Below are 21,584 nucleotides of genomic sequence, written 5' to 3' on the forward strand. Positions count from 1 at the left end.
GAAAAACGATGGGCAATATTCTATCACTGTGGGGGGAATCCTCAATGTTGATCCCTTTATCGTGACCAGGTTTGCGATTTTTGTTTAGAAATCATGCGCCACAGCCCGTTTCGCGATCGTTTTGTTTAATTTTACGACGAACGAATAAAAACTTTAGAAAATGCGTTGACTCATTTTCAACTCTCCCTATAATGCGACTCCACACAGCGGGGGTGATTAGCTCAGTTGGTAGAGCATCTCCTTTACACGGAGGGGGTCGGCGGTTCGAGCCCGTCATCACCCACCATCTACTTCGGTAGACTCGCAGTGTAGATAAGAATTGAGATTGGGCGATTAGCTCAGTTGGTAGAGCATCTCCTTTACACGGAGGGGGTCGGCGGTTCGAGCCCGTCATCGCCCACCATTCTCACCTTATCGCAGCAGTTCCGAAATGGGCGATTAGCTCAGTTGGTAGAGCATCTCCTTTACACGGAGGGGGTCGGCGGTTCGAGCCCGTCATCGCCCACCATTTCGGGTCGTTAGCTCAGTTGGTAGAGCAGTTGACTTTTAATCAATTGGTCGCAGGTTCGAATCCTGCACGACCCACCAATGTAAAAAAGCGCCCTAAAGGCGCTTTTTTGCTATCTGCGATCTGGATGATTCGAACCTGCAGCAGGTTCGAGCCGAACGCAGTGAGGCACCGGAGCCGTTTACGGCGACGGCCCGAAGGGCGAGCGAAGCGAGTCATCCTGCACGACCCACCAATGTAAAAAAGCGCCCTAAAGGCGCTTTTTTGCTATCTGCAATTTACATCGTCAACGTTGCAATCAACGTCTTCACCGCAGGTGTCGCCTGCTTCTCGTCATACACCACATACAAATCAGCCGGTATACGCTCTTTCAGCGGGCGGAACACCACGCCGGGCCACTGCATTTGCGCGTAGCTGTCTGCGGCGAGCGTAATTCCCATCCCCATGCTGATCATCGCCAGCACCGTTTGCGGTTCAACGGCTTCGCGCACAATCATCGGCGAAAACCCGGCCTGCTGGCAGACGCGATGTAAAAATGCCCAGTCAGAATGGGCCGACGGCATCGTGACAAAATACTCGTCCTGCAACGCTGAAAGCGCAATAGTTGATTCGCGCGCCAGGCGGTGATCCTCCGGCAGCGCCACCAGAAAAGCCGCCTCACGCAACCGCACGCTGGTAAACCCAACGGTAGGTTCGGTTGCCATTCGCCAGATGCCAACGTCCAGCTCCCGACGCTCAAGCAGCGCCATCTGCATGACCGGCGATTTTTCACGAAAAACGACATCAACGTTCGGATGCTCTTTCAGGAAAGCGCGCATCACCGTGCGCACCTCGCTCCACATGGCCGTGCCGACAATGCCCAGCTCAATGCGCCCTGCTTCCCCCCGGCCGATTTGCTCGACGCGAGCCAGAGCCTGGTTTGCGCTGGCAAGCAGCCGGCGTGACTCTTCCATCAGCACCTTACCGGCATGCGTCAACGCGACGCTTCGCGAGTGGCGAATAAACAGCAACGTGCCCAGCTGGCTTTCCAGCTCTTTAATATGCAGGCTTAACGGCGGCTGAGACATATTGAGACGGGCCGCAGCCCGTCCAAAATGCAGTTCCTCCGCCACGGCCAGAAAATAGCGCAGCAGCTTGAGATCGGTCCGATAGATGCGTTCCATCAAAACATATCCTGGGGATAACACTTAAGCGCCTACCTTAAAGCCTTTCATCGTCAAGAGGAAAAATTTAGTGCGCAACTGTGCGCATCTCGCTGTTTTTACTGGCGTGCCGGTAGTTAAAGCTGAAATAAAACACCACCGCGAGCGCCAGCGCATAGGCCGCAAACACCAGCCAGATCGTCTGCCAGTCCTTCACCCCGTCCACCGAAAAATAGTCGACCGCCACGCCGCTCAGTACCGATCCGAAATACGCCCCGATACCGTTAACGGTCGTCATAAACAACCCTTGCGCGCTGGCGCGGATATCGGCGCTCACCTCCTGTTCAACAAACACCGAGCCGGAAATATTGAAGAAGTCGAACGCGCAGCCGTAGACAATCATTGAGAGCATGAGCAGCGCAAAGCCCGTTGCGGACGGATCGCCAAACGCGAACAGTCCAAACCGCAGCATCCAGGCCACCATGCTCATCAGCATGACGGTTTTAATACCAAACCGTCCAAGAAAGTACGGAATGGTCAGAATGAAGAACACTTCTGACATTTGCGAAACGGAGAGCAGGATGGACGGGTATTTGACAATAAAGCTCTCTGCATACGCCGGATTACGCGCAAAATCATGCAAGAAGGGGCTGCCGAACGTGTTGGTAATCTGCAACACGGCGCCCAGCAGCATCGCGAATAAAAAGAACACGGCCATGCGGGGTTGTTTAAACAGGATAAACGCGTTCAGCCCAAGCTTATTTGCCAGCGACTGAGACGTTTTTGTTCTCACCACCGGAATAGCCGGTAGCGTCAGGGAATAGAGCGCCAGCAGCAGCGATGCGGCAGCCGCAGCATAGAGCTGTACGTTGCTCAACTCCGCCCCCATCAGGCTTATAGCCCACATAGCCGCAATAAAACCCACGGTGCCATACACCCGCACTCGCGGAAAATGGCTCACCGTATCCAGCCCCGCCTGTTCAAGACAAGAGTAGGAAATCGTATTCGACAGCGCAATCGTGGGCATGAAGGCCATCGCATTCACCAGCATGATCCAGAACATCAGCCCGGGCTCATTGACCTGTGCGGCATAGCAGAGCGCGACGGCACAGACGAGATGGCAAATCACATAGGCCCGGTCGGCCCGTAGCCACTTGTCGGCAATAATCCCCACCAGCGAAGGCATAACGATTGCGGCAAGCCCCTTGGAGCTGTACACCATGCCCACGTCGGAGCCGGTAAAATGGAGGGTGTTTATCATGTAGGCGCCGAGGGTAACCAGCCAACTCCCCCAGATAAAATATTGCATAAAGGACATTATCTTTAAGCGAGTCGTGATGTTCATAACCCATTCCTTATAGCAGCGTGGCCCTCGCGGGCCACTTTATTGTTTTACTCAGGCAATATGGCGAAGAAAACCGCAGATAAGATTGATGAAGTTCTGGCGGGAAAGCTCAGCAGCAGCGAGGGTTTGTTCATGCGAGAGTTTGACATCGCCCAGCCCCTCAGCGAGATTGGTAATCGCAGAAACGGCCACAACCTTCAGGCCGCAGTGACGCGCGGAAATTACCTCCGGCACTACGGACATCCCCACCACATCACCGCCGATAATTTGCATCATGCGGATTTCTGCCTCGGTCTCGAAGTTAGGGCCCGGATAAGAGACAAATACCCCTTCATGCAGCGGGAATCCCGCTTTCGTCGCCACGGTTTGCAGAATGGCACGGTAATCCGCGTCGTAGGCATTGGCCAGCGAGAAGAAACGGTCACCAAAGCGTTCGTCGTTCATCCCCACCATCGGCGTGCCCGGCATGGTGTTGATATGGTCGCTCAGGGCAACCAGACTGCCTGGCTGAACGTTGGGACGCAATGAACCCGCAGCATTGGTGCTAAACAGCAGTTCACACCCCAGCAGCTTAAAGGTGCGGATCGCATCGGTCATGACGGTCATTCCGCGGCCCTCGTAGAAATGCCCGCGGCCCTTCATGCAGACGACAGGCACCCCGGCAAGATGCCCCAGCACCAGCTCACCGGCATGACCGTGGACGGTGCTCACCGGGAAGCCCGGCAGCTTTTCATAGCTCAGGGAAACGGCGTCAACAATCTGGTCGGCGAGCGCGCCAAGGCCGGACCCGAGAATAAACGCCACGCGAGGCGTGAAGTTCGGTTTAGCGGTGCGGATGATGTCGGCGCAGTACCACGGGTTATTCGAGAGGGTCATAGAGGCTCCTTGAAGATTAAGATCGCGATAGGGATCGCATGACCTTTGTCTTATATCCGGAGCCTGCAGGTGACCTCCAATACACTTTCACCGCACCATCAATACTGATTGTGTATCAATGCAACTCCCTGCCAGATATGACAGTTTTGCTCAAGCTAATCCTGTTGGTGCCGATACCTCTGTTTTATAACGCGAGGAAAAAGTATGACGACCATTCAGGCTTCAACCCAACCTATTCAAACCAGCGGCGCGAGTGGAACTTCGAGCAGTAACGATATCTCTGCGCAAATCACCCGCATTCTCGACAAGATCAAAAAGCTGACTCAGCAGTTAAAAGAACTGGCAAACAGTCCCGTCAGCACCGATGAGAAGAAGAAGCAGCAGGAACTTATTCAGACCCAGATCAAAGTGCTGCAGGCGCAGCTCGCCGCACTGCAGCGCCAGCAGGCCGAAGAGGCCCAGAAGAAGCAGGCTCAAAAGCTGGGCAAAGTGGAAGGTGTGAACAGCCCGTCAGACAATAATCAGATTGATATCTACATCTGATCGTCTGATGCGTTAAACAGTGGGTCGCGTATGCGGGCTTCGTTTAATCGTTGTGCCTGGATACGCACCACTTCCCAGATAGCCTGCGCCGCACCCGAGAGTGAACGATTTTTTCGCCGCACCAGCATCAGTTTTCGCTCAACTACGGGCGTCAGTCGCTTGACGGCCAGCCGGCTTCCCTGAGGCAGGGGAAGTGCCAGGGCGGGCAAGACGCTGATGCCAATGCCGGCTTCCACCATCGGAAATAGCGTCGCCGGATGACCAATCTCCTGCACGATTGTTGCCTTTACGCCCTGATTCACCAGCGCGGAATCAATCAGCGGACGACTGCCCGAGGCATAATCCTGTAAAACCAGGTTCGCGCCTTTCAACGACTGCCAGTGAACGTGAGGCTGCATGGCCAGCGGATCGTCATCCCGGCAGAGCAGCAAAAAGGGCTCAGACAATACGCTCTCGCACTCCAGATCGTTCACCTGCCCGGGGTCGATCACAATACCAAAATCCACATCCCCCTGACGGATGCTTTCCAGTACCCACTGCTGTGGCCTGTCGTGCAGCACAAAATCGATATCCGGATAGCGGTGGTTACCCTCGGCAATGCACTGCGGGATAAGCTGCGCGGAAATGGTCTGGCTGGCCGCCACCCGCACGGTGCCCGAAAGCTGCTGCCCAAGCCTTCCCACGTCTCTGAGCGTACTGTTCAGTTCGTCCAGCAGCCGTTCCAGACGCTGAGCCAGCTGTTGCCCTGCCTCGGTAAGCACAACTTCCCGCGTCGTTCTGTCCAGCAATTTCACGCCCGTCTGATTCTCCAGCTCTTTCACGCTGTGGCTGACAGCTGACTGGCTCAGACCGATGATATCCCCTGCCCGGCTAAAGCTGCGGGCATGGGCGACGGTGACGAAAATGCGAAGCTGGCGTAAGGAGTAATTCATCTGTTTAATTCATGAATGGATGCAATAAATCAATTTTATTTCTCAAATGGAAAAAAGCACAATAGCGATATCTGATTTCAGGAGTCATTATGAAACTGTTTCGTATCCTTGATCCGTTCACGCTTACCCTGGTGGTCACCGTTTTACTGGCCTCCTTCTTCCCCGCACGCGGCGGTTTTGTCCCGTTCTTTGAAGGACTCACCACGGCGGCCATCGCGTTGCTGTTCTTTATGCACGGTGCCAAACTTTCCCGTGAAGCGATCATTGCAGGCGGTGGTCACTGGCGACTGCACCTGTGGGTGATGTGCAGCACCTTCATTCTTTTCCCGGTACTCGGCGTGCTGTTTGCCTGGTGGGCACCGGTAAACGTCGATCCGGCGCTTTATACGGGTTTCCTCTATCTGTGCATTCTGCCCGCGACCGTTCAGTCCGCCATTGCGTTTACCTCGCTGGCGGGGGGTAACGTCGCGGCGGCGGTTTGTTCAGCGTCAGCGTCCAGCCTGTTAGGGATTTTCGTCTCACCGCTGCTGGTAGGCCTGCTGATGAACATGCACGGTGCGGAAGGTAACCTCGAGCAGGTTGGCAAAATCTGCCTGCAGCTGCTGCTGCCGTTTGTCCTGGGGCACCTCTCCCGGCCGTGGACCGGCGCGTTTGTGGCGAAGCATAAAAAATGGATTTCAAAAACCGACCAGACCTCTATTCTGCTGGTGGTTTACTCCGCCTTCAGCGAAGCGGTCGTGAACGGGATCTGGCACAAGGTGGGGGCAGGTTCACTGCTGTTTATCGTGGTGGTCAGCATCGTCCTGCTGGCGATTGTGATTGCCGTAAACGTCTTTGTGGCACGCAAGTGCGGCTTCAACAAAGCGGATGAAATTACGATTGTCTTCTGCGGTTCGAAGAAGAGCCTGGCGAACGGTATCCCGATGGCCAACATTCTGTTCCCGACATCAGTAATTGGGATGATGGTGCTGCCGCTGATGATTTTCCATCAGATCCAGCTGATGGTCTGCGCAGTGCTGGCGCGTCGCTACAAGCGCCAGACGGAAAAACTGGCGCAGGAAGAGACCCGCGCCGCGAAGGCTTAAGAACGTTTCAGGGGCTGTACCAGTTGGGTCAGCCCCTCGGTTTTGATCAGTAACGTGATAGCCATCAGCTCGCCCAGCCGCCCGGCCGGGAATTCATCCTTACGGGCAAACCACAGCAGATACTCTTCCGGCAAATCGATCAGCCTGCGACCCTTGTATTTACCGAACGGCATCTCCGTATTGGCGATCTCAACGAGTTGCTCTTTCTCCACCTTACTCTCCTAACAGACGCATCATTTCCGCTTCGTCGATAACCGCAATGCCGAGCTCCTGGGCTTTCGCCAGCTTCGAACCGGCGGCTTCCCCGGCAATCACCAGGTCGGTTTTCTTCGACACGCTGCCCGCCACTTTTGCCCCCAGCGCCACCAGACGCGCTTTCGCATCGTCGCGTGAAAGCTGGCTCAGGCTGCCGGTCAGCACAACCGTTTTACCGGCGAATGGGCTGTCGATCTCTTCGGCGTTAACCACTACCGGCGCGGGCCATTTGATGCCCTCTTCCAGCAGTTTGCCGATAACTTCGCGGTTGCTCTCTTCTGCAAAGAAGTTAAAGACGTGCGTGGCGACGACGATGCCGACATCCGGCACTTTCTGCAGCTCGTCGATGCTCGCTTTTTCCAGCGCCTCCAGCGTGCCGAAGTACGCCGCCAGCCCTGCCGCTGTGGCTTCACCCACTTCACGGATCCCCAGCGCATAGAGGAAGCGGGCAAAGGTGGTCTCTTTTGCGGCTTCCAGCGCATTGACCACGTTCTGGGCTGACTTTGGCCCCATGCGATCCAGACCGGTCAGTTTACCTGCCGTCAGCCTGAAGAGATCCGCTGGGGTGTGGACATACTCCTTCTCCACCAGCTGATCGATAATCTTGTCGCCCATACCGTCAACGTCCATCGCCCGACGGGAGACGAAGTGCTTCAGCGACTCTTTACGCTGAGCACCACAGATTAAGCCGCCCGTACAGCGTGCTACCGCTTCCCCCTCAACGCGCTCAACGTCAGAGCCGCACACCGGGCAGTGGGTCGGGAAGACGACCTCGCGCGTATCGTCAGGACGTTCTGACTCAACGACGTTAACCACCTGGGGGATAACATCGCCCGCGCGGCGAATCACCACTTTGTCACCGATACGCAGGCCCAGGCGTTCAATTTCATCGGCATTATGAAGCGTGGCGTTACTCACCAGCACGCCCGCAACCTGCACTGGCTCCAGACGGGCGACTGGGGTAATGGCGCCCGTCCGTCCCACCTGGAACTCCACGTCGCGAACAAAGGTCATCTGCTCCTGGGCCGGGAATTTAAACGCAACCGCCCAGCGCGGCGCGCGCGCCACAAAGCCCAGTTGCTCCTGCAGGGCCAGCGAATTCACCTTGATGACAACGCCATCGATATCAAAGCCGAGCATCGGACGGTCCTCTTCCACCTTGTGATAGAACGCCAGGACCGCCTCCGGGGAGTCACAGAGCTGAACGCGGTTGCTCACCGGCAGGCCCCACGCTTTAAACTGCAGCAGACGTCCGAGATGCGTATCCGGCAGCTCGCCGCCCTCCAGAATACCCACGCCGTAGCAGAAGAAAGTAAGCGGTCGCTTCGCGGTGATACGCGGGTCAAGCTGGCGCAGAGAGCCTGCTGCCGCATTACGCGGGTTAGCAAACACTTTCCCGCCAGTGCGGCGCGCCTCGTCGTTGATTTTCTCGAAGCCCGCCTGGGGCAAGAACACCTCGCCGCGCACTTCCAGACGCGCAGGAATGTTGTCACCCTGCAGCTTCAGTGGGATCGCGCGAATGGTACGCACGTTGGTCGTAATATCTTCACCCGTTGTGCCATCGCCTCGCGTCGCGGCACGCACCAGCACGCCGTTTTCGTACAGAAGACTGACCGCCAGGCCGTCCAGTTTCAGCTCGCAGCACCAGATGAGAGCGTCGCTGCTTTTCAGGCGATCCTGCACGCGCTTGTTAAACGCGAGAAAGCTCTCTTCATCGAAGACGTTATCCAGCGACAGCATCGGTACTTCATGACGCACCTGGCTGAAGGCGCCCAGCGGCTCAGCGCCGACGCGCTGGGTGGGAGAATCCGGCGTGATAAGCTCCGGGTGCTGCGCCTCTAATTCACGCAGTTCGCGCATCAGGCGGTCATACTCCGCATCCGGCACTTCCGGCGCGTCCATAACATGATAGAGATATTCATGATGGCGAAGCGTGGTTCGCAGTTCAGTGAGTTGTTGTTCGATTGAGTCCATATCACACCATCAATGAGAAAAAACCCCCGACATGCGGGGGTTGAGGAGGAGTTGAAGTAAACGCGACGATTACGCGTTGGCTTCCTTAACTTCGCGGATGCGGTCCTGATACTCGCGCAGCTTCTGCGGGGTCATCATTCGACGCTGATCGTCGAGCACCACACCGCCCACTTCGTCAGCGATGTGCTGAGCGGACTGTAGCATCAGCTTAAAGTTCTGCAGTTCGTCGCCGTAGGACGGCACCTGCATGAAGATAGTGACACCCGGCGTCACGAAATCACCGGTCATTTCCGGATCGAAGGTGCCTGGGTTAACCATATTGGCCAGGCTGAACAGCGCCGGGCCGCTTCCGTCAGGGCTCAGGTGGCGATGGAAAATATTCATATCGCCAAACTTGAAGCCTGCCTGTTGAATACTGTTCAGCAGTACGTCACCGTTAAGATGGCTGCCGTGATGCGCGGCCACGTTCATGATGATCACCGCTTCTTTACGCTGCGGTTTTTCAACAACCGGTTCAGGCTCGACAACGGGCTCAGGCTCAACGTGCGGGGCCGGAGCTGGCTGCGGCGCTGGCTGCACATGAACAGGCTGCTGCGGTTGTTGTACAGGCTGTGCAGGCTGTTGTTGCACCGGCTGTGGCGCAGGTTGCTGTTGAACCGGCTGTGGCGCAGCAGGCTGCTGATGGACAGGCTGTTGCGGCGGCTGGCGCACCGGCTCTTCTACAGGCTGCGGCGCGTGCTGGCGCGGCTGTGCAGAAGCATACGGCGGTTGATACTGGTGCTGCGCAGGACGGGGGGCTTCATGCTCCCCATGGGCCGCGCCGGGCGCAGTATTGACCCGATGAACACGAACTTCACCCACGCCGTCGTCGTCGCTGCCATCGATGTCATCTTCACTGTCATCGTCGTCACGACTGGACTTCATGCGCTTCAGTGGGCGATCGCGAAACATAGAGGAACGCTCTTTACGGCTGGTCCAGAAACCATGTACCAGTAAAGCGATTATGGCGATCGCGCCAACAATGATTAATATCAGACGCAAATCCTGCATCATTATATTCTCTGTTGTTCTAACACCTTGCCACCACGGCAAACATTTACTCACTAAGAGTATTTGCCGTTTACGTCAAGTGCAAGTGTGTGCAGAGCATTCACAGCATAAAGATGAAGGAAATCGTGCTTTTTGCTGGTTTTTCGAACATTTCCGAACTGGTCATTGGTCTGTAAGTGGATAATATAGGCGAGCAATTCCACTGGTTGTGTAAAAAGGAGTACAGCCTGGTTATGGTTTCAACATCTTCTTCTCCCCCGCGCAGCGGTGTCTGGTATTTTTCTCAGGGCTGGAAACTGGTCTCCCTGCCGGGTATTCGACGCTTCGTCATTCTGCCGCTTCTGATCAATATTATCCTGATGGGCGGCGCGTTCTGGTGGCTGTTCACCAAGCTGGAGAGCTGGATCCCGTCGCTGATGAGCCACGTGCCAGACTGGCTGCAGTGGCTTAACTACCTGCTCTGGCCGGTAGCGGTGATCTCCGTTCTGCTGGTATTCGGGTACTTCTTCTCAACGATTGCGAACTGGATAGCCGCCCCGTTTAACGGCCTGCTGGCGGAACAGCTGGAAGCACGGCTTACCGGCGCGACGCCACCGGATACGGGCGTACTGGGGATAATGAAAGATCTCCCGCGCATCATGAAGCGCGAATGGCAGAAGTTTGCCTGGTACCTGCCCCGGGCGATTGTGCTGCTTATTCTTTACTTTGTGCCAGGCATTGGCCAGACGGTGGCACCGGTGCTGTGGTTCCTGTTCAGCGCCTGGATGCTTGCTATCCAGTACTGCGACTATCCGTTCGATAACCACAAGGTGCCGTTTAAAGAGATGCGCACTGCCCTGCGCACCCAAAAGGTCGCCAATATGCAGTTCGGCGCGCTGACCAGCCTGTTCACGATGATTCCCTTCCTCAATCTGTTCATCATGCCCGTGGCGGTATGCGGTGCGACGGCGATGTGGGTGGACTGCTATCGTGCTAAACACGCGTTATGGAAATAATGCAAAACTGTGTAAATGAGGGAGGGCTTATGCTCTTCCTTATTCCATACTGATCCCCATTATTTCCTTGCAGTATATAGATATGCGAATTCCTTACTTCCCCCTACCTGCTCAACAGGTATGCTGGGTCGGTATCCCAATTTCATACAGTTAAGGACAGGCCATGAGTAAGATTTATGAAGACAACTCGCTGACTATCGGTCATACGCCCCTGGTTCGACTGAACCGTATCGGTAATGGACGCATTCTGGCGAAGGTCGAATCACGCAACCCGAGCTTCAGCGTAAAATGCCGTATCGGTGCAAACATGATTTGGGATGCTGAAAAACGTGGCGTACTGAAGCCTGGCGTTGAGCTGGTGGAACCGACCAGCGGCAACACCGGTATTGCGCTGGCCTATGTGGCTGCCGCACGCGGCTACAAGCTGACGCTGACCATGCCAGAAACCATGAGCATCGAGCGTCGCAAACTGCTTAAAGCGCTGGGCGCGAACCTGGTGCTGACCGAAGGCGCGAAGGGCATGAAAGGTGCCATTCAGAAAGCCGAAGAGATTGTGGCCAGCGATCCGGCGAAATATCTGCTGCTGCAGCAGTTCAGCAACCCGGCTAACCCGGAAATTCACGAGAAGACCACCGGCCCGGAAATCTGGGAAGACACCGACGGCCAGGTTGATGTCTTTATCTCCGGCGTGGGTACCGGCGGTACGCTGACCGGCGTGTCGCGCTATATTAAAGGCACAAAGGGTAAAAAAGACCTGATCACCGTTGCCGTTGAGCCGACTGACTCACCGGTTATCACCCAGGCGCTGGCGGGCGAAGAGCTCAAACCAGGCCCGCACAAAATTCAGGGTATCGGCGCGGGCTTCATTCCGGGCAACCTGGATCTGAAGCTTATCGATAAAGTGGTTACCATCACTAATGAAGAAGCCATCTCTACAGCGCGTCGCCTGATGGATGAAGAAGGCATTCTGGCGGGTATCTCTTCCGGTGCGGCCGTTGCGGCAGCGCTCAAACTTCAGGAAGATGAGGCCTTTACCAATAAGAATATTGTGGTTATCCTTCCCTCCTCGGGTGAGCGTTACTTGAGCACCGCACTGTTTGCCGATCTGTTTACCGAAAAAGAGCTGCAACAGTAGTGCCAGCATGTTAATAACGCGTAAAAAAGCACCTTTTCAGGTGCTTTTTTGTGGCCTGCTTCAAACTTTTGCCCCTCCTGGCATTGCTTCACCCCGTTGGGTCTGGTATTTAAACCAGCAATTATTTTGATGCGTGAAATTAATCAGTGAACGAAATAGCCTTGCTGAATCGATTTTATGATTTGGTTCAAGTCTTGCTTTCGCTGCATAATGTTTAATGACGATCGAAACGTCAGCGCTAACAATACAGGCTAAAGTTCAGTCGCCAGGCTAGACTTTAGTTCCACAACACTAAACCTATAAGTTGGGGAAATACAATGTTCCAGCAAGAAGTTACCATTACCGCTCCGAACGGTCTGCACACCCGCCCTGCTGCTCAGTTTGTTAAAGAAGCGAAAGGCTTCACTTCTGAAATCACTGTGACTTCCAACGGCAAAAGCGCCAGCGCAAAAAGCCTGTTTAAACTGCAGACTCTGGGCCTGACTCAGGGCACCGTAGTCACCATCTCTGCGGAAGGTGAAGACGAGCAGAAAGCAGTTGAGCATCTGGTAAAACTGATGGCTGAGCTCGAGTAAGTTTACGGGTTCTTTTAAATATCAGTCACAAGTAAGGTAGGGTTATGATTTCAGGCATTTTAGCATCCCCGGGTATCGCTTTCGGCAAAGCACTGCTGCTGAAAGAAGACGAGATCGTCATCGACCGGAAAAAAATTTCTGCCGACAAGGTTGATCAGGAAGTTGAACGTTTTCTGAGCGGTCGTGCCAAGGCATCTGCGCAACTGGAAGCAATCAAGACTAAAGCTGGCGAAACTTTCGGTGAAGAAAAAGAAGCCATCTTCGAAGGGCACATCATGCTGCTCGAAGATGAGGAGCTGGAGCAGGAAATCATAGCCCTGATTAAAGATAAAGGCATGACGGCCGACGCGGCTGCACATGAAGTTATCGAAGGTCAGGCAACTGCCCTGGAAGAACTGGATGATGAATACCTGAAAGAGCGTGCGGCTGACGTACGTGACATCGGTAAGCGCCTGCTGCGCAACATCCTGGGGCTGGCCATTATCGACCTGAGCGCGATTCAGGATGAAGTTATCCTGGTTGCCGCTGACCTCACCCCGTCTGAAACCGCACAGCTGAACCTGAAAAAGGTCCTCGGTTTCATCACTGACGCGGGCGGCCGTACCTCCCACACCTCTATCATGGCGCGTTCTCTGGAACTGCCTGCCATCGTGGGTACCGGTAGCGTCACCTCTCAGGTGAAAAATGGCGACTATCTGATTCTGGATGCCGTAAACAATCTGGTTTACGTCAACCCAACCAACGAAGAGATCGATAAACTGCGCGCGGTTCAGGAGCAGGTTGCGACTGAAAAAGCGGAACTCGCTAAGCTGAAAGACCTGCCAGCCATCACCCTTGACGGCCATCAGGTAGAAGTGTGCGCGAATATCGGTACCGTCCGCGACGTTGATGGCGCCGAGCGTAACGGTGCGGAAGGCGTGGGTCTCTATCGTACTGAATTCCTGTTCATGGATCGTGACGCCCTGCCAACTGAAGAAGAGCAGTTCGCGGCGTACAAAGCGGTGGCTGAAGCCTGTGGCTCTCAGGCCGTTATCGTCCGTACCATGGATATCGGTGGCGACAAAGAGCTGCCGTACATGAACTTCCCGAAAGAAGAGAACCCGTTCCTGGGCTGGCGTGCAATCCGTATCGCGATGGATCGTAAAGAGATCCTGCGTGACCAGGTTCGCGCGATTCTGCGTGCCTCCGCTTTCGGTAAACTGCGCATCATGTTCCCGATGATCATCTCTGTTGAAGAAGTGCGTGCACTGAAGAAAGAGATCGAAATCTACAAACAGGAACTGCGCGACGAAGGTAAAGCGTTTGACGAGTCAATCGAGATCGGCGTGATGGTGGAAACACCAGCGGCCGCGACCATTGCGCGTCATTTAGCCAAAGAAGTTGATTTCTTTAGTATCGGCACCAATGATTTAACGCAGTACACCCTGGCAGTTGACCGTGGTAATGATATGATTTCACATCTCTACCAGCCAATGTCACCGTCCGTACTGAACTTGATCAAGCAAGTTATTGATGCTTCTCATGCAGAAGGTAAATGGACTGGCATGTGTGGTGAGCTTGCAGGCGACGAACGTGCTACACTTCTGTTGCTGGGTATGGGTCTGGACGAATTCTCTATGAGCGCCATTTCCATCCCGCGCATTAAGAAGATTATCCGTAACACGAACTTCGAAGATGCGAAGGTGTTAGCAGAGCAGGCTCTTGCTCAACCGACAACGGACGAGTTAATGACGCTGGTTAACAAGTTCATTGAAGAAAAAACAATCTGCTAATCCACGAGATGCGGCCCAAATTACTGCTTAGGAGAAGATCATGGGTTTGTTCGATAAACTGAAATCTCTGGTTTCTGATGATAAGAAAGACACCGGAACTATTGAGATTGTTGCTCCGCTCTCCGGCGAGATCGTCAACATCGAAGACGTGCCGGATGTAGTGTTTGCTGAGAAAATCGTTGGTGATGGCATTGCGATCAAACCAACTGGCAACAAAATGGTTGCACCAGTTGACGGCACCATCGGTAAAATTTTTGAAACCAACCATGCGTTCTCTATCGAATCTGATAGCGGTATCGAACTGTTCGTTCACTTCGGTATCGACACCGTTGAACTGAAAGGCGAAGGCTTCAAACGTATCGCGGAAGAAGGCCAGCGTGTTAAAGTTGGCGACCCGGTCATTGAATTCGATCTGCCACTGCTGGAAGAAAAAGCCAAGTCTACCCTGACGCCGGTTGTTATCTCCAACATGGACGAAATCAAAGAACTGATCAAACTGTCTGGCAGCGTCACCGTGGGTGAAACCCCGGTTATCCGCATCAAGAAGTAATTCTTGCCGCACAGAAAAATGGCGCCTTCGGGCGCCATTTTTGTTTATGCGGGGAGGATAAGCTCGTCGTAACCTTTCGACTGCGTATACAGCATCACGTCAGTCACCCGATCGCCCGCCATGCGAATGGCATCGGCAACGGTTTTCCCCTCAACTATTCCGCTTACCAGCTCTGAACAGAACAGATCGCCCGTCCCTTTCAGATCGGTTTCTACGCGCGGATGCGCGCTGACGGTAACGCCCTCATTCGTCACCAGCACCACGTGGATGTTTTGCGGATCGTCGGCAACCGGCGCGCTGGTGATCGCCACCCATTTCAGGGTGTCGGAGAGCAATCCCTGTGCCGCCGCGATGGCGCTTTCCGGCGTGCGGCACGGTTTGCCGCTTAGCACTTCCAGTTCATAGACGTTTGGCGTAATTCCCTGCGCCAGCGGCAGCAGATGCTCCCGATACGCTTGCGGAATATCGGGCTTCACGTACATCCCGCTGTCGATATCGCCGATAACCGGGTCGACCAGCACCAGCAGGTCAGGATGCTGCACTTTTACCGCCTTCAGCCACTGCGCCAGCAGGGCGATCTGGCTGGCGCTGCCCATATAGCCGGTGGTGACCGCCTTAAGCTCGCGCAGGATCTCGCGCTCTTCCAGCGCCTTCAGGTAGCCGCTGAACCACTCATCGGGGATCACGCCGCCGTAGAAGGTGTCATAGTGCGGCGTGTTGCTAAACAGCACCGTCGGCACGGCGGTGACGTTCAGCCTGTGGGTACGAATGTTCGGTACCGCTATACTGTTCCCCACGCTGCCGTAAACCACCTGCGACTGCACCGCGACAATATCGGTTTGCTGCGCCCGGGTTTTATCCCGGAATAAAATCATCTCCATGACGCTTAAATCCCCGCCCCCTGCGAATAACTCTCTTCACCAAAGACGCCGGTAGACAGATAGCGATCGCCGCGGTCGCAAATAATTGCGACCACGACGGCGCCGGGGCTTGCCTGCGCAACGCGCAACGCGCCCGCTACCGCGCCACCCGAGCTAACCCCGCAGAAGATGCCTTCACGCACGGCCAGTTCACGCATGGTATTCTCCGCCTCGCGCTGATGAATATCCAGCACCTGGTCCACAAGCTGCGCATTAAAGATGCCGGGCATATATTCCGCAGGCCAGCGGCGAATGCCCGGAATGCTGCTCCCCTCTTCCGGCTGCAGGCCAACGATGGTAACGGCTTTCTCCTGCTCGCGCAGAAAACGCGATACCCCGGTAATGGTGCCGGTGGTGCCCATGCTGGAGACAAAATGGGTGATCCGCCCGTCGGTCTGCTGCCAGATCTCTGGCCCGGTGGTGGTGTAGTGCGCGTAGGGGTTGTCCGGGTTGTTGAACTGGTCGAGAAGCTTACCTTCGCCGCGCTCGGCCATTTCTAACGCCAGGTCGCGCGCGCCTTCCATTCCCTGCTCTTTGGTCACAAGAATCAGTTCGGCCCCGTAGGCACGCATCGCGGCGCGACGCTCCTGGCTCATGTTGTCCGGCATCAGCAGCTTCATGCGGTAGCCTTTCAGCGCCGCAATCATCGCTAGCGCGATACCGGTGTTGCCGCTGGTGGCCTCAATCAGCACGTCGCCTGGCTTAATTTCACCGCGCTTTTCGGCCTGGACAATCATCGACAGCGCCGCACGGTCTTTCACCGACCCCGCCGGGTTATTGCCTTCAAGTTTGACCCAGATTTCGCTGCCGTTATCGGGCCCCATGCGCTGAAGCTTGACCAGAGGCGTGTTGCCGATGGTGTGTTCGAGTGTATTCACGATTTTTACTCAATAAAAAAGCCGGGTGGCGCTTCGCTTACCCGGCCTACAAGACGCAGTTTTAGCTGTAGGCCCGGTCAGCGCAGCGCCACCGGGCGATAAACATCCTAATAACCTATCAGGCTGACTCCGCCAGAGCAATATCCTCGCGCGTCTCGATACGTTCCTTCCCGTGATAAATACGGGCATGCTGCAGCCCGACAAACAGGCGCTCTCCCCGGTGCGGCGGGACCTCATCGCGCATAACCACGGTCAGCGGCTCGGTGTACCAGCCAAGAGGCTGTACCACCAATTGCGTGTAGTGCCCTTTAGGGCTAGCTTCCAGCACCTGCACCGGCAGCGGTGAATCCAGGCTGGTACGGCGGCTCACGTCCACTTCCCACGGGCGCAGGAACAGATCGACCGGCCCCTGGTGCGCGGAGGTATAGCCCAGCGGCCAGCGGTGCGCCCCCACGTGGAACTGTCCGCCGCGAATGGTGCCCTGCAGACGGTTCACCTCGCCCATAAACTCCAGCACGAAACGGGTTGCCGGTTCACGCCAGAGCTGCTCTGGCTCGTCAACCTGCTCAATGTTGCCCTGGCTCATGACCACCACGCGATCCGCGACTTCCATCGCTTCTTCCTGATCGTGGGTCACGAAGACGCTGGTGAACTTCAGCTCTTCATGGAGCTGACGCAGCCAGCGACGCAGCTCTTTACGCACCTGCGCATCCAGCGCGCCGAAGGGTTCATCCAGCAGCAGAATTTGCGGTTCAACGGCTAACGCACGCGCCAGCGCCACGCGCTGCTTCTGCCCGCCGGAAAGCTGCGCCGGAAAACGGTCCGCCAGATGGGCGAGCTGTACCATCTCCAGCAGTTTGGTCACTTTCGCTTTAATGGCCGCCGCATTCGGGCGCTCGCGACGCGGCAGCACGGTCAGGCCAAACGCGATGTTGTCGAACACGGTCATGTGGCGGAACAGCGCGTAATGCTGGAACACAAAGCCTACCTTACGGTCCCGGGCATGCAGGCGGCTCACGTCGGTGCCGTGAAAGCGGATGTGCCCGCTGGTCTGATGCTCAAGCCCGGCGATAATACGCAGCAGCGTGGTTTTACCCGAGCCAGACGGCCCCAGCAGCGCCACCATTTGTCCGGAGGGGATATCCAGCGAGATATCATTCAGCACCTGGGTGCGACCAAAAGACTTCTTAATATTGGCAATCTCAATGCTCATGATTTCCCTCCTGATGCTGGCGTTTTTCCTGATTTTCTAAACGCCATTGCACCACACTCTTCAAAAACAGGGTCAAAATGGCCATCAGCGTCAGCAGCGCTGCGGCAGTAAACGAGCCGATGGTGTTGTAGTCCTGCTGCAGCAGCTCAATCTGTAGCGGTAGCGACAGGGTTTCACCGCGAATAGAGCCGGAGACGACGGAAACGGCACCGAACTCGCCAATCGCGCGGGCGTTGGTCAGCACCACACCGTAAAGCAGCGCCCAGCGGATATTCGGCAGCGTCACGCGACGGAACATCTGCCAGCCTGACGCGCCCAGCAGCACCGCCGCTTCGTCTTCGTTGCTTCCCTGGCTTAACATCACCGGCACCAGCTCACGCAACACAAACGGACAGGTCACGAAGATGGTGACCAGCACCATGCCCGGCCAGGCAAACATGATCTGCAGGTTATGCTCATCCAGCCAGCCGCCCAGCGGGCCGTTGGAGCCGTAAAACAGCAGGTAGACCAGGCCCGCCACCACCGGCGACACGGCAAAAGGAATATCCAGCATCGTCAGCAGCAGCTGACGTCCCGGGAAGTTAAAGCGCGTCACCAGCCACGCCAGCAGGGTACCGAACACCAGGTTCACCGGCACGGTGATCAAGGCAATCAGCACGGTCAGCCAGATGGCGTGCAGCATATCCGGGTTCGCCAGGTTTTCCAGCGCGGGCATCAGCCCCTTGCTGAACGCCTGAACGAAGATATAAATCGTCGGCACGACGAGAATAAGGGCGGAAACCAGCACGCCCGCCCCAATCAGAAACCATTTACCCCAGTTGATGCGGGGCGCATCGTATCGCTTCAATTGCGTAACTTCCGCCATCAGTGACCTACCACACGTCGACCAAAGCGACTTTGCAGAGTGTTAATCGAGTACAGCAGCAGCAGCGAGGCCGCGAGGATCACCGAAGCAATCGCGCTCGCCGCCGGATAATCAAACTCCTGCAGACGGATGAAGATCATCAGCGAGGTGACTTCCGTTTTCCAGGCGATGTTCCCGGCGATAAAAATCACCGCACCAAACTCACCGAGGCTGCGGGTAAACGACAGCGCGACGCCCGCCATCAGCGCAGGAGAAAGCTCAGGCAGCACCACCTTGCGGAAACTCTGCCAGCGCGTGGCGCCCAGCGTTTCTGCCGCTTCTTCGTATTCGGGACCCAGCTCTTCCAGCACCGGCTGCACGGTACGCACCACAAACGGGATGCTGGTAAAGGCCATCGCCACCGCGATACCGAGCCAGGTATAGGTCACCTTGATGTCAAACTTCGCCAGCCACTCGCCGTACAGCCCGTTCACGGAGAAGAGCGACGCAAGGGTTAAGCCCGCAACCGCCGTCGGCAGCGCAAACGGCAGGTCCATCAATGCGTCAAGTAGCGTACGGCCAGGGAAGCGATAGCGGGTTAAGATCCACGCCATCAGCAGGCCAAATACGCCGTTAAAAATGGAGGCGACAAACGCCGACAGCAGCGTCACCTTATAGGCCGCCACCACCTGCGGGTTGGTGATCACGTCCCAGTACTGCGCCCAGCTCATCTGCGCGAGCTGCATCACCAGCGCGCTGAGCGGCAGCAATAGGATCAGGCAGACGAACAGCAGGCTGGTCCCGAGGCTTAGGGTAAAGCCCGGCAGCACGCGTTTAGTCGATACTGCAAACATTACTTACGCCCCGCCGCCAGCAATTTGTCTAGCTCACCGCCGCTGGCAAAATGCGTTTTCATCACATCAGGCCAGGAGCCGAAATGGTCTTCCACGCGGAACAGCGCGGTCTGCGGGAACTTATCTTTCAGCTTGTTCATCACGTCCGGGTTATTCACGCGGTAGTAGTAATCGGTAATGATGCTCTGCGCCTGCGGGCTGTACAGGTAGTTGAGATAGGCTTTTGCCGCTTTCTCGGTGCCGTTTGCCTGCACGTTTTTATCCACCCACGCTACCGGGAACTCGGCCAGGATGTTGGTTTTCGGGATAACCACCTCAAAGCCCTGCGCTTCATACTGGTTGCGGATGTTGTTCACTTCCGATTCAAAGCTAATCAGCACATCACCCAGACCGCGCTCTGCGAAGGTCGTGGTGGCCCCGCGGCCCCCGGTATCAAACACTTCGACGTTTTTCAGGAACTGGGTCATGAACTGCTCGGTTTTGGCCTTATCGTTACCGTCAGCCTTATCCGCCGCGCCCCAGGCCGCTAAATAGGTGTAACGCGCGTTGCCGGAGGTTTTTGGGTTCGGGAAAATCAGCTTCACATCGGAACGCACCAGATCGCTCCAGTCGTGGATATTCTTCGGGTTGCCCTTGCGCACCAGGAAGCCCATGGTGGAATAGAACGGCGAGCTGTTGTTCGGCAGACGGCTCTGCCAGTCCGCCGGGATCAGCTTGCCTTTGTCGTGCAGGATCTGCACGTCAGTAACCTGGTTGTAGGTCACGACGTCCGCTTTTAGCCCCTGAAGAATGGCAAGCGCCTGCTTGGATGAACCGGCGTGAGACTGCTTGATGGTCAGCTTATCGCCGTTATTATCTTTCGCCCACTGCTGTTCAAACGGTGGGTTAAGGGCGGCAAACAGCTCGCGGGAGACGTCATATGAACTGTTCAGCAGCTCAGTCGCCTGCGCCTGTGCCACCAGCAGTAAACCTGCCAGCGCCAGAGTTCCTTTTTTCAGTACAGTAACGGCCATTGCGCACCCTTATAAATGTGATGACTATCTTATAGTCATAATATTTATAACGAGGACCAAAGGAGTAACGGTTTTATATACCGTTTGGTGATTTAGAAGCAGAAAAGGGAATAAGGCATTAATCCCCTCTCCCCCGTGGGGAGAGGGCCAGGGTGAGGGGGTTACAGCGCCAGCAGACGCTCAACGGACGGCGCGAAGTAGTAGCCGCCGGTCACCGGTTTGGTGAAGCGCAGCATGGCGTCACGCTTGCCGTCGGTATCGCCGAACATGCTCAGCAGCTGCTGCTCAATGTTATGCAGGCGCGCGCAGTAGGCGCAGAAGTAGAGGCCGTGCGTGCCGCTTGCCGTGCCGTACGGCAGGCTCTGGCGGACAATCTTCAGCCCTTTGCCGTCTTCTTTGAGGTCAACGCGGGTCAGGTGAGAGGTGACCGGACGGTCATCGCCGTCGATCTCTTCGTTGGCGTCTTTGGTACGGCCAATCATCATCTCCTGGTCATGCACGCTCATGCGGTTAAGCTGCTTGAGGTTGTGCTCCCAGCGCTGCACGAACACGTAGCTGCCGCCCGCGTCCACGCCGTCTTTGATCACCGCAACTTCACGACGCGTCTCTTCGCCCGCCGGGTTTTCGGTTCCGTCGACAAAGCCGCTCAGGTCGCGCTCTTCCACCCAGCGGAAACCGTGCACCTCTTCCTGCACCTCAATGCTGTCGCCAAAGGCCGCCACCGCCGCCTGGGCAACGGAAAAGTTCACGTCGTGACGCAGGGAGAGAATGTGGATCAGCACGTCGTACTGCGTCGCTGGCGCCAGGCCTTTGCCGTAGGGGATGAAGTCTTTGAGCTCTTCCGCCCCTTCGCCACCGCTCAGCTGACGCCAGACGTTATTGCCAAAGGCGACAACGGCGCCGAGGTGGGCTTCCGGGAACTTAGCCTGGAAGGTCGCCAGCTTATCAACAAACGCTTTACTGGCCGCACGCAGGGCATCCACGTCCCCTTTTACATTGGCTTCAATCCAAATCGCCGCGCGACAATGTTCTGGCAAAATGCCACTCTGAACCTGAGACATCGCTCCTCCTGAAATAAAGATGCCACGTCAGCGTGGCATTGATGGCGGGTATTATACCCGGATT

21 protein-coding genes, 4 tRNA genes and 1 other RNA gene are annotated in these 21,584 nt (G+C 56.0%); 12 read left to right on the top strand and 14 right to left on the bottom strand.

From position 1 onward, the window contains the following. Window positions 1-210: 210 nt before the first annotated feature. From ACWHWP_RS16640 to ACWHWP_RS16660, 5 genes are all read left to right on the top strand, one after another. Window positions 211-286: transfer RNA gene (locus ACWHWP_RS16640), tRNA-Val, on the top strand. 41 nt (window positions 287-327) lie between these two features. Further along, a tRNA-Val gene (locus tag ACWHWP_RS16645) sits at window positions 328-403 on the top strand. A gap of 29 nt (window positions 404-432) precedes the next feature. After that, window positions 433-508, top strand: a tRNA-Val gene (locus ACWHWP_RS16650). A gap of 4 nt (window positions 509-512) precedes the next feature. Further along, window positions 513-588: transfer RNA gene (locus ACWHWP_RS16655), tRNA-Lys, on the top strand. Window positions 589-614: 26 nt separating this feature from the next. Beyond that, window positions 615-743, top strand: a non-coding RNA gene (locus ACWHWP_RS16660) — RtT sRNA. A 43-nt stretch (window positions 744-786) separates the two neighbouring features. Here ACWHWP_RS16660 and ACWHWP_RS16665 read toward each other — a convergent pair. The 3 genes from ACWHWP_RS16665 to xapA all read right to left on the bottom strand — a co-directional run bounded on the left by ACWHWP_RS16665 (window position 787) and on the right by xapA (window position 3,871). Then, entirely contained in the window at window positions 787-1,671 is an 885-nt protein-coding gene (locus ACWHWP_RS16665; RefSeq protein WP_447856034.1) for a LysR family transcriptional regulator, read from the bottom strand. Between the two features lie 67 nt (window positions 1,672-1,738). Continuing rightward, window positions 1,739-2,995 carry a nucleoside permease gene (locus ACWHWP_RS16670; RefSeq protein ID WP_447856035.1) on the bottom strand — a complete coding sequence of 419 codons (1,257 nt, stop codon included), beginning with the start codon at window positions 2,993-2,995 and terminating at the stop codon, window positions 1,739-1,741. Between the two features lie 51 nt (window positions 2,996-3,046). Beyond that, the gene (gene xapA / locus ACWHWP_RS16675; protein ID WP_447856036.1) at window positions 3,047-3,871 is read right to left on the bottom strand and encodes a xanthosine phosphorylase; all 825 of its coding nucleotides are present in this window, start codon (window positions 3,869-3,871) and stop codon (window positions 3,047-3,049) included. A 204-nt stretch (window positions 3,872-4,075) separates the two neighbouring features. Between xapA and ACWHWP_RS16680 the strand changes: the two genes are divergently transcribed. Next, on the top strand, window positions 4,076-4,414 hold the full coding sequence (locus ACWHWP_RS16680) for a FlxA-like family protein (protein ID WP_059312891.1): 339 nt from the start codon (window positions 4,076-4,078) through the stop codon (window positions 4,412-4,414). On the opposite strand, the gene ACWHWP_RS16685 is transcribed toward ACWHWP_RS16680, so the two are convergent. Then, complete coding sequence (locus ACWHWP_RS16685) at window positions 4,405-5,346, bottom strand: LysR substrate-binding domain-containing protein (RefSeq protein WP_447856037.1); 942 nt, start codon at window positions 5,344-5,346, stop codon at window positions 4,405-4,407. The two genes, ACWHWP_RS16680 and ACWHWP_RS16685, sit on opposite strands and share 10 nt — an antisense overlap. Window positions 5,347-5,435: 89 nt before the next feature. Between ACWHWP_RS16685 and ACWHWP_RS16690 the strand changes: the two genes are divergently transcribed. Continuing rightward, window positions 5,436-6,431 (top strand): bile acid:sodium symporter family protein, encoded by a 996-nt coding sequence (locus ACWHWP_RS16690; RefSeq protein WP_059312893.1) that lies wholly within the window; start codon window positions 5,436-5,438, stop codon window positions 6,429-6,431. Here ACWHWP_RS16690 and ACWHWP_RS16695 read toward each other — a convergent pair. The 3 genes from ACWHWP_RS16695 to zipA form a co-directional block, all read right to left on the bottom strand. Further along, window positions 6,428-6,643 carry a DUF3820 family protein gene (locus tag ACWHWP_RS16695; RefSeq protein ID WP_059312894.1) on the bottom strand — a complete coding sequence of 72 codons (216 nt, stop codon included), beginning with the start codon at window positions 6,641-6,643 and terminating at the stop codon, window positions 6,428-6,430. The genes ACWHWP_RS16690 and ACWHWP_RS16695 overlap by 4 nt on opposite strands. 1 nt (window position 6,644) lies before the next feature. Continuing rightward, window positions 6,645-8,660, bottom strand: a complete 2,016-nt coding sequence (gene ligA, locus ACWHWP_RS16700; protein ID WP_447856038.1) for an NAD-dependent DNA ligase LigA — start codon at window positions 8,658-8,660, stop codon at window positions 6,645-6,647. Between the two features lie 69 nt (window positions 8,661-8,729). Further along, window positions 8,730-9,713, bottom strand: coding sequence for a cell division protein ZipA (zipA, locus tag ACWHWP_RS16705; RefSeq protein WP_264438501.1), 984 nt, complete (start codon window positions 9,711-9,713; stop codon window positions 8,730-8,732). A 230-nt stretch (window positions 9,714-9,943) separates the two neighbouring features. On the opposite strand from zipA, the gene cysZ reads away from it, so the two are divergent. The 5 genes from cysZ (at window position 9,944) to crr (ending at window position 14,737) form a co-directional block, all read left to right on the top strand. Next, window positions 9,944-10,705: a sulfate transporter CysZ gene (gene cysZ, locus ACWHWP_RS16710; protein WP_059312897.1), complete on the top strand. Its 762-nt coding sequence runs from the start codon at window positions 9,944-9,946 to the stop codon at window positions 10,703-10,705. Between the two features lie 163 nt (window positions 10,706-10,868). Next, complete coding sequence (gene cysK / locus ACWHWP_RS16715) at window positions 10,869-11,840, top strand: cysteine synthase A (RefSeq protein WP_014884739.1); 972 nt, start codon at window positions 10,869-10,871, stop codon at window positions 11,838-11,840. Window positions 11,841-12,157: 317 nt separating this feature from the next. Next, the gene (gene ptsH, locus ACWHWP_RS16720; protein WP_000487600.1) at window positions 12,158-12,415 is read left to right on the top strand and encodes a phosphocarrier protein Hpr; all 258 of its coding nucleotides are present in this window, start codon (window positions 12,158-12,160) and stop codon (window positions 12,413-12,415) included. Window positions 12,416-12,459: 44 nt separating this feature from the next. After that, window positions 12,460-14,187, top strand: coding sequence for a phosphoenolpyruvate-protein phosphotransferase PtsI (gene ptsI, locus ACWHWP_RS16725; RefSeq protein ID WP_023332954.1), 1,728 nt, complete (start codon window positions 12,460-12,462; stop codon window positions 14,185-14,187). 40 nt (window positions 14,188-14,227) lie between these two features. Continuing rightward, the gene (crr, locus tag ACWHWP_RS16730) at window positions 14,228-14,737 is read left to right on the top strand and encodes a PTS glucose transporter subunit IIA (RefSeq protein ID WP_000522253.1); all 510 of its coding nucleotides are present in this window, start codon (window positions 14,228-14,230) and stop codon (window positions 14,735-14,737) included. A gap of 44 nt (window positions 14,738-14,781) precedes the next feature. Here crr and pdxK read toward each other — a convergent pair whose 3' ends face one another. From pdxK to ACWHWP_RS16765, 7 genes are all read right to left on the bottom strand, one after another. After that, window positions 14,782-15,618, bottom strand: coding sequence for a pyridoxine/pyridoxal/pyridoxamine kinase (pdxK, locus tag ACWHWP_RS16735; protein WP_059312898.1), 837 nt, complete (start codon window positions 15,616-15,618; stop codon window positions 14,782-14,784). A gap of 5 nt (window positions 15,619-15,623) precedes the next feature. Then, window positions 15,624-16,535 (bottom strand): cysteine synthase CysM, encoded by a 912-nt coding sequence (gene cysM, locus ACWHWP_RS16740; RefSeq protein ID WP_059312899.1) that lies wholly within the window; start codon window positions 16,533-16,535, stop codon window positions 15,624-15,626. Window positions 16,536-16,653: 118 nt separating this feature from the next. Continuing rightward, on the bottom strand, window positions 16,654-17,748 hold the full coding sequence (gene cysA, locus ACWHWP_RS16745; protein ID WP_059312900.1) for a sulfate/thiosulfate ABC transporter ATP-binding protein CysA: 1,095 nt from the start codon (window positions 17,746-17,748) through the stop codon (window positions 16,654-16,656). Beyond that, window positions 17,738-18,613 carry a sulfate/thiosulfate ABC transporter permease CysW gene (gene cysW / locus ACWHWP_RS16750; RefSeq protein WP_447856039.1) on the bottom strand — a complete coding sequence of 292 codons (876 nt, stop codon included), beginning with the start codon at window positions 18,611-18,613 and terminating at the stop codon, window positions 17,738-17,740. The genes cysA and cysW overlap by 11 nt, the downstream gene beginning before the upstream one ends. Further along, complete coding sequence (gene cysT, locus ACWHWP_RS16755) at window positions 18,613-19,446, bottom strand: sulfate/thiosulfate ABC transporter permease CysT (protein WP_008501609.1); 834 nt, start codon at window positions 19,444-19,446, stop codon at window positions 18,613-18,615. The genes cysW and cysT overlap by 1 nt, the downstream gene beginning before the upstream one ends. After that, window positions 19,446-20,459, bottom strand: coding sequence for a sulfate ABC transporter substrate-binding protein (locus ACWHWP_RS16760; RefSeq protein ID WP_063957763.1), 1,014 nt, complete (start codon window positions 20,457-20,459; stop codon window positions 19,446-19,448). Before ACWHWP_RS16760 ends, cysT begins: the two co-directional genes overlap by 1 nt. Window positions 20,460-20,620: 161 nt before the next feature. After that, complete coding sequence (locus tag ACWHWP_RS16765) at window positions 20,621-21,520, bottom strand: Dyp-type peroxidase (protein WP_063427952.1); 900 nt, start codon at window positions 21,518-21,520, stop codon at window positions 20,621-20,623. Window positions 21,521-21,584 lie beyond the last annotated feature (64 nt).

It is taken from the genome of Enterobacter sp. WI-ESBL-E8 (assembly GCF_053364895.1).

Coding starts and splice junctions, on each gene's coding strand:
- ACWHWP_RS16765 (WP_063427952.1), bottom strand. CDS start 21,520: ATGTCTCAGGTTCAGAGTGGCATTTTGCCAGAACATTGTCGCGCGGCG.
- ACWHWP_RS16680 (WP_059312891.1), top strand. CDS start 4,076: ATGACGACCATTCAGGCTTCAACCCAACCTATTCAAACCAGCGGCGCG.
- ACWHWP_RS16690 (WP_059312893.1), top strand. CDS start 5,436: ATGAAACTGTTTCGTATCCTTGATCCGTTCACGCTTACCCTGGTGGTC.
- cysT (WP_008501609.1), bottom strand. CDS start 19,446: ATGTTTGCAGTATCGACTAAACGCGTGCTGCCGGGCTTTACCCTAAGC.
- crr (WP_000522253.1), top strand. CDS start 14,228: ATGGGTTTGTTCGATAAACTGAAATCTCTGGTTTCTGATGATAAGAAA.
- cysA (WP_059312900.1), bottom strand. CDS start 17,748: ATGAGCATTGAGATTGCCAATATTAAGAAGTCTTTTGGTCGCACCCAG.
- cysZ (WP_059312897.1), top strand. CDS start 9,944: ATGGTTTCAACATCTTCTTCTCCCCCGCGCAGCGGTGTCTGGTATTTT.
- cysW (WP_447856039.1), bottom strand. CDS start 18,613: ATGGCGGAAGTTACGCAATTGAAGCGATACGATGCGCCCCGCATCAAC.
- ptsH (WP_000487600.1), top strand. CDS start 12,158: ATGTTCCAGCAAGAAGTTACCATTACCGCTCCGAACGGTCTGCACACC.
- ACWHWP_RS16760 (WP_063957763.1), bottom strand. CDS start 20,459: ATGGCCGTTACTGTACTGAAAAAAGGAACTCTGGCGCTGGCAGGTTTA.
- ligA (WP_447856038.1), bottom strand. CDS start 8,660: ATGGACTCAATCGAACAACAACTCACTGAACTGCGAACCACGCTTCGC.
- pdxK (WP_059312898.1), bottom strand. CDS start 15,618: ATGGAGATGATTTTATTCCGGGATAAAACCCGGGCGCAGCAAACCGAT.
- ACWHWP_RS16685 (WP_447856037.1), bottom strand. CDS start 5,346: ATGAATTACTCCTTACGCCAGCTTCGCATTTTCGTCACCGTCGCCCAT.
- cysK (WP_014884739.1), top strand. CDS start 10,869: ATGAGTAAGATTTATGAAGACAACTCGCTGACTATCGGTCATACGCCC.
- ptsI (WP_023332954.1), top strand. CDS start 12,460: ATGATTTCAGGCATTTTAGCATCCCCGGGTATCGCTTTCGGCAAAGCA.
- xapA (WP_447856036.1), bottom strand. CDS start 3,871: ATGACCCTCTCGAATAACCCGTGGTACTGCGCCGACATCATCCGCACC.
- ACWHWP_RS16670 (WP_447856035.1), bottom strand. CDS start 2,995: ATGAACATCACGACTCGCTTAAAGATAATGTCCTTTATGCAATATTTT.
- ACWHWP_RS16665 (WP_447856034.1), bottom strand. CDS start 1,671: ATGGAACGCATCTATCGGACCGATCTCAAGCTGCTGCGCTATTTTCTG.
- zipA (WP_264438501.1), bottom strand. CDS start 9,713: ATGATGCAGGATTTGCGTCTGATATTAATCATTGTTGGCGCGATCGCC.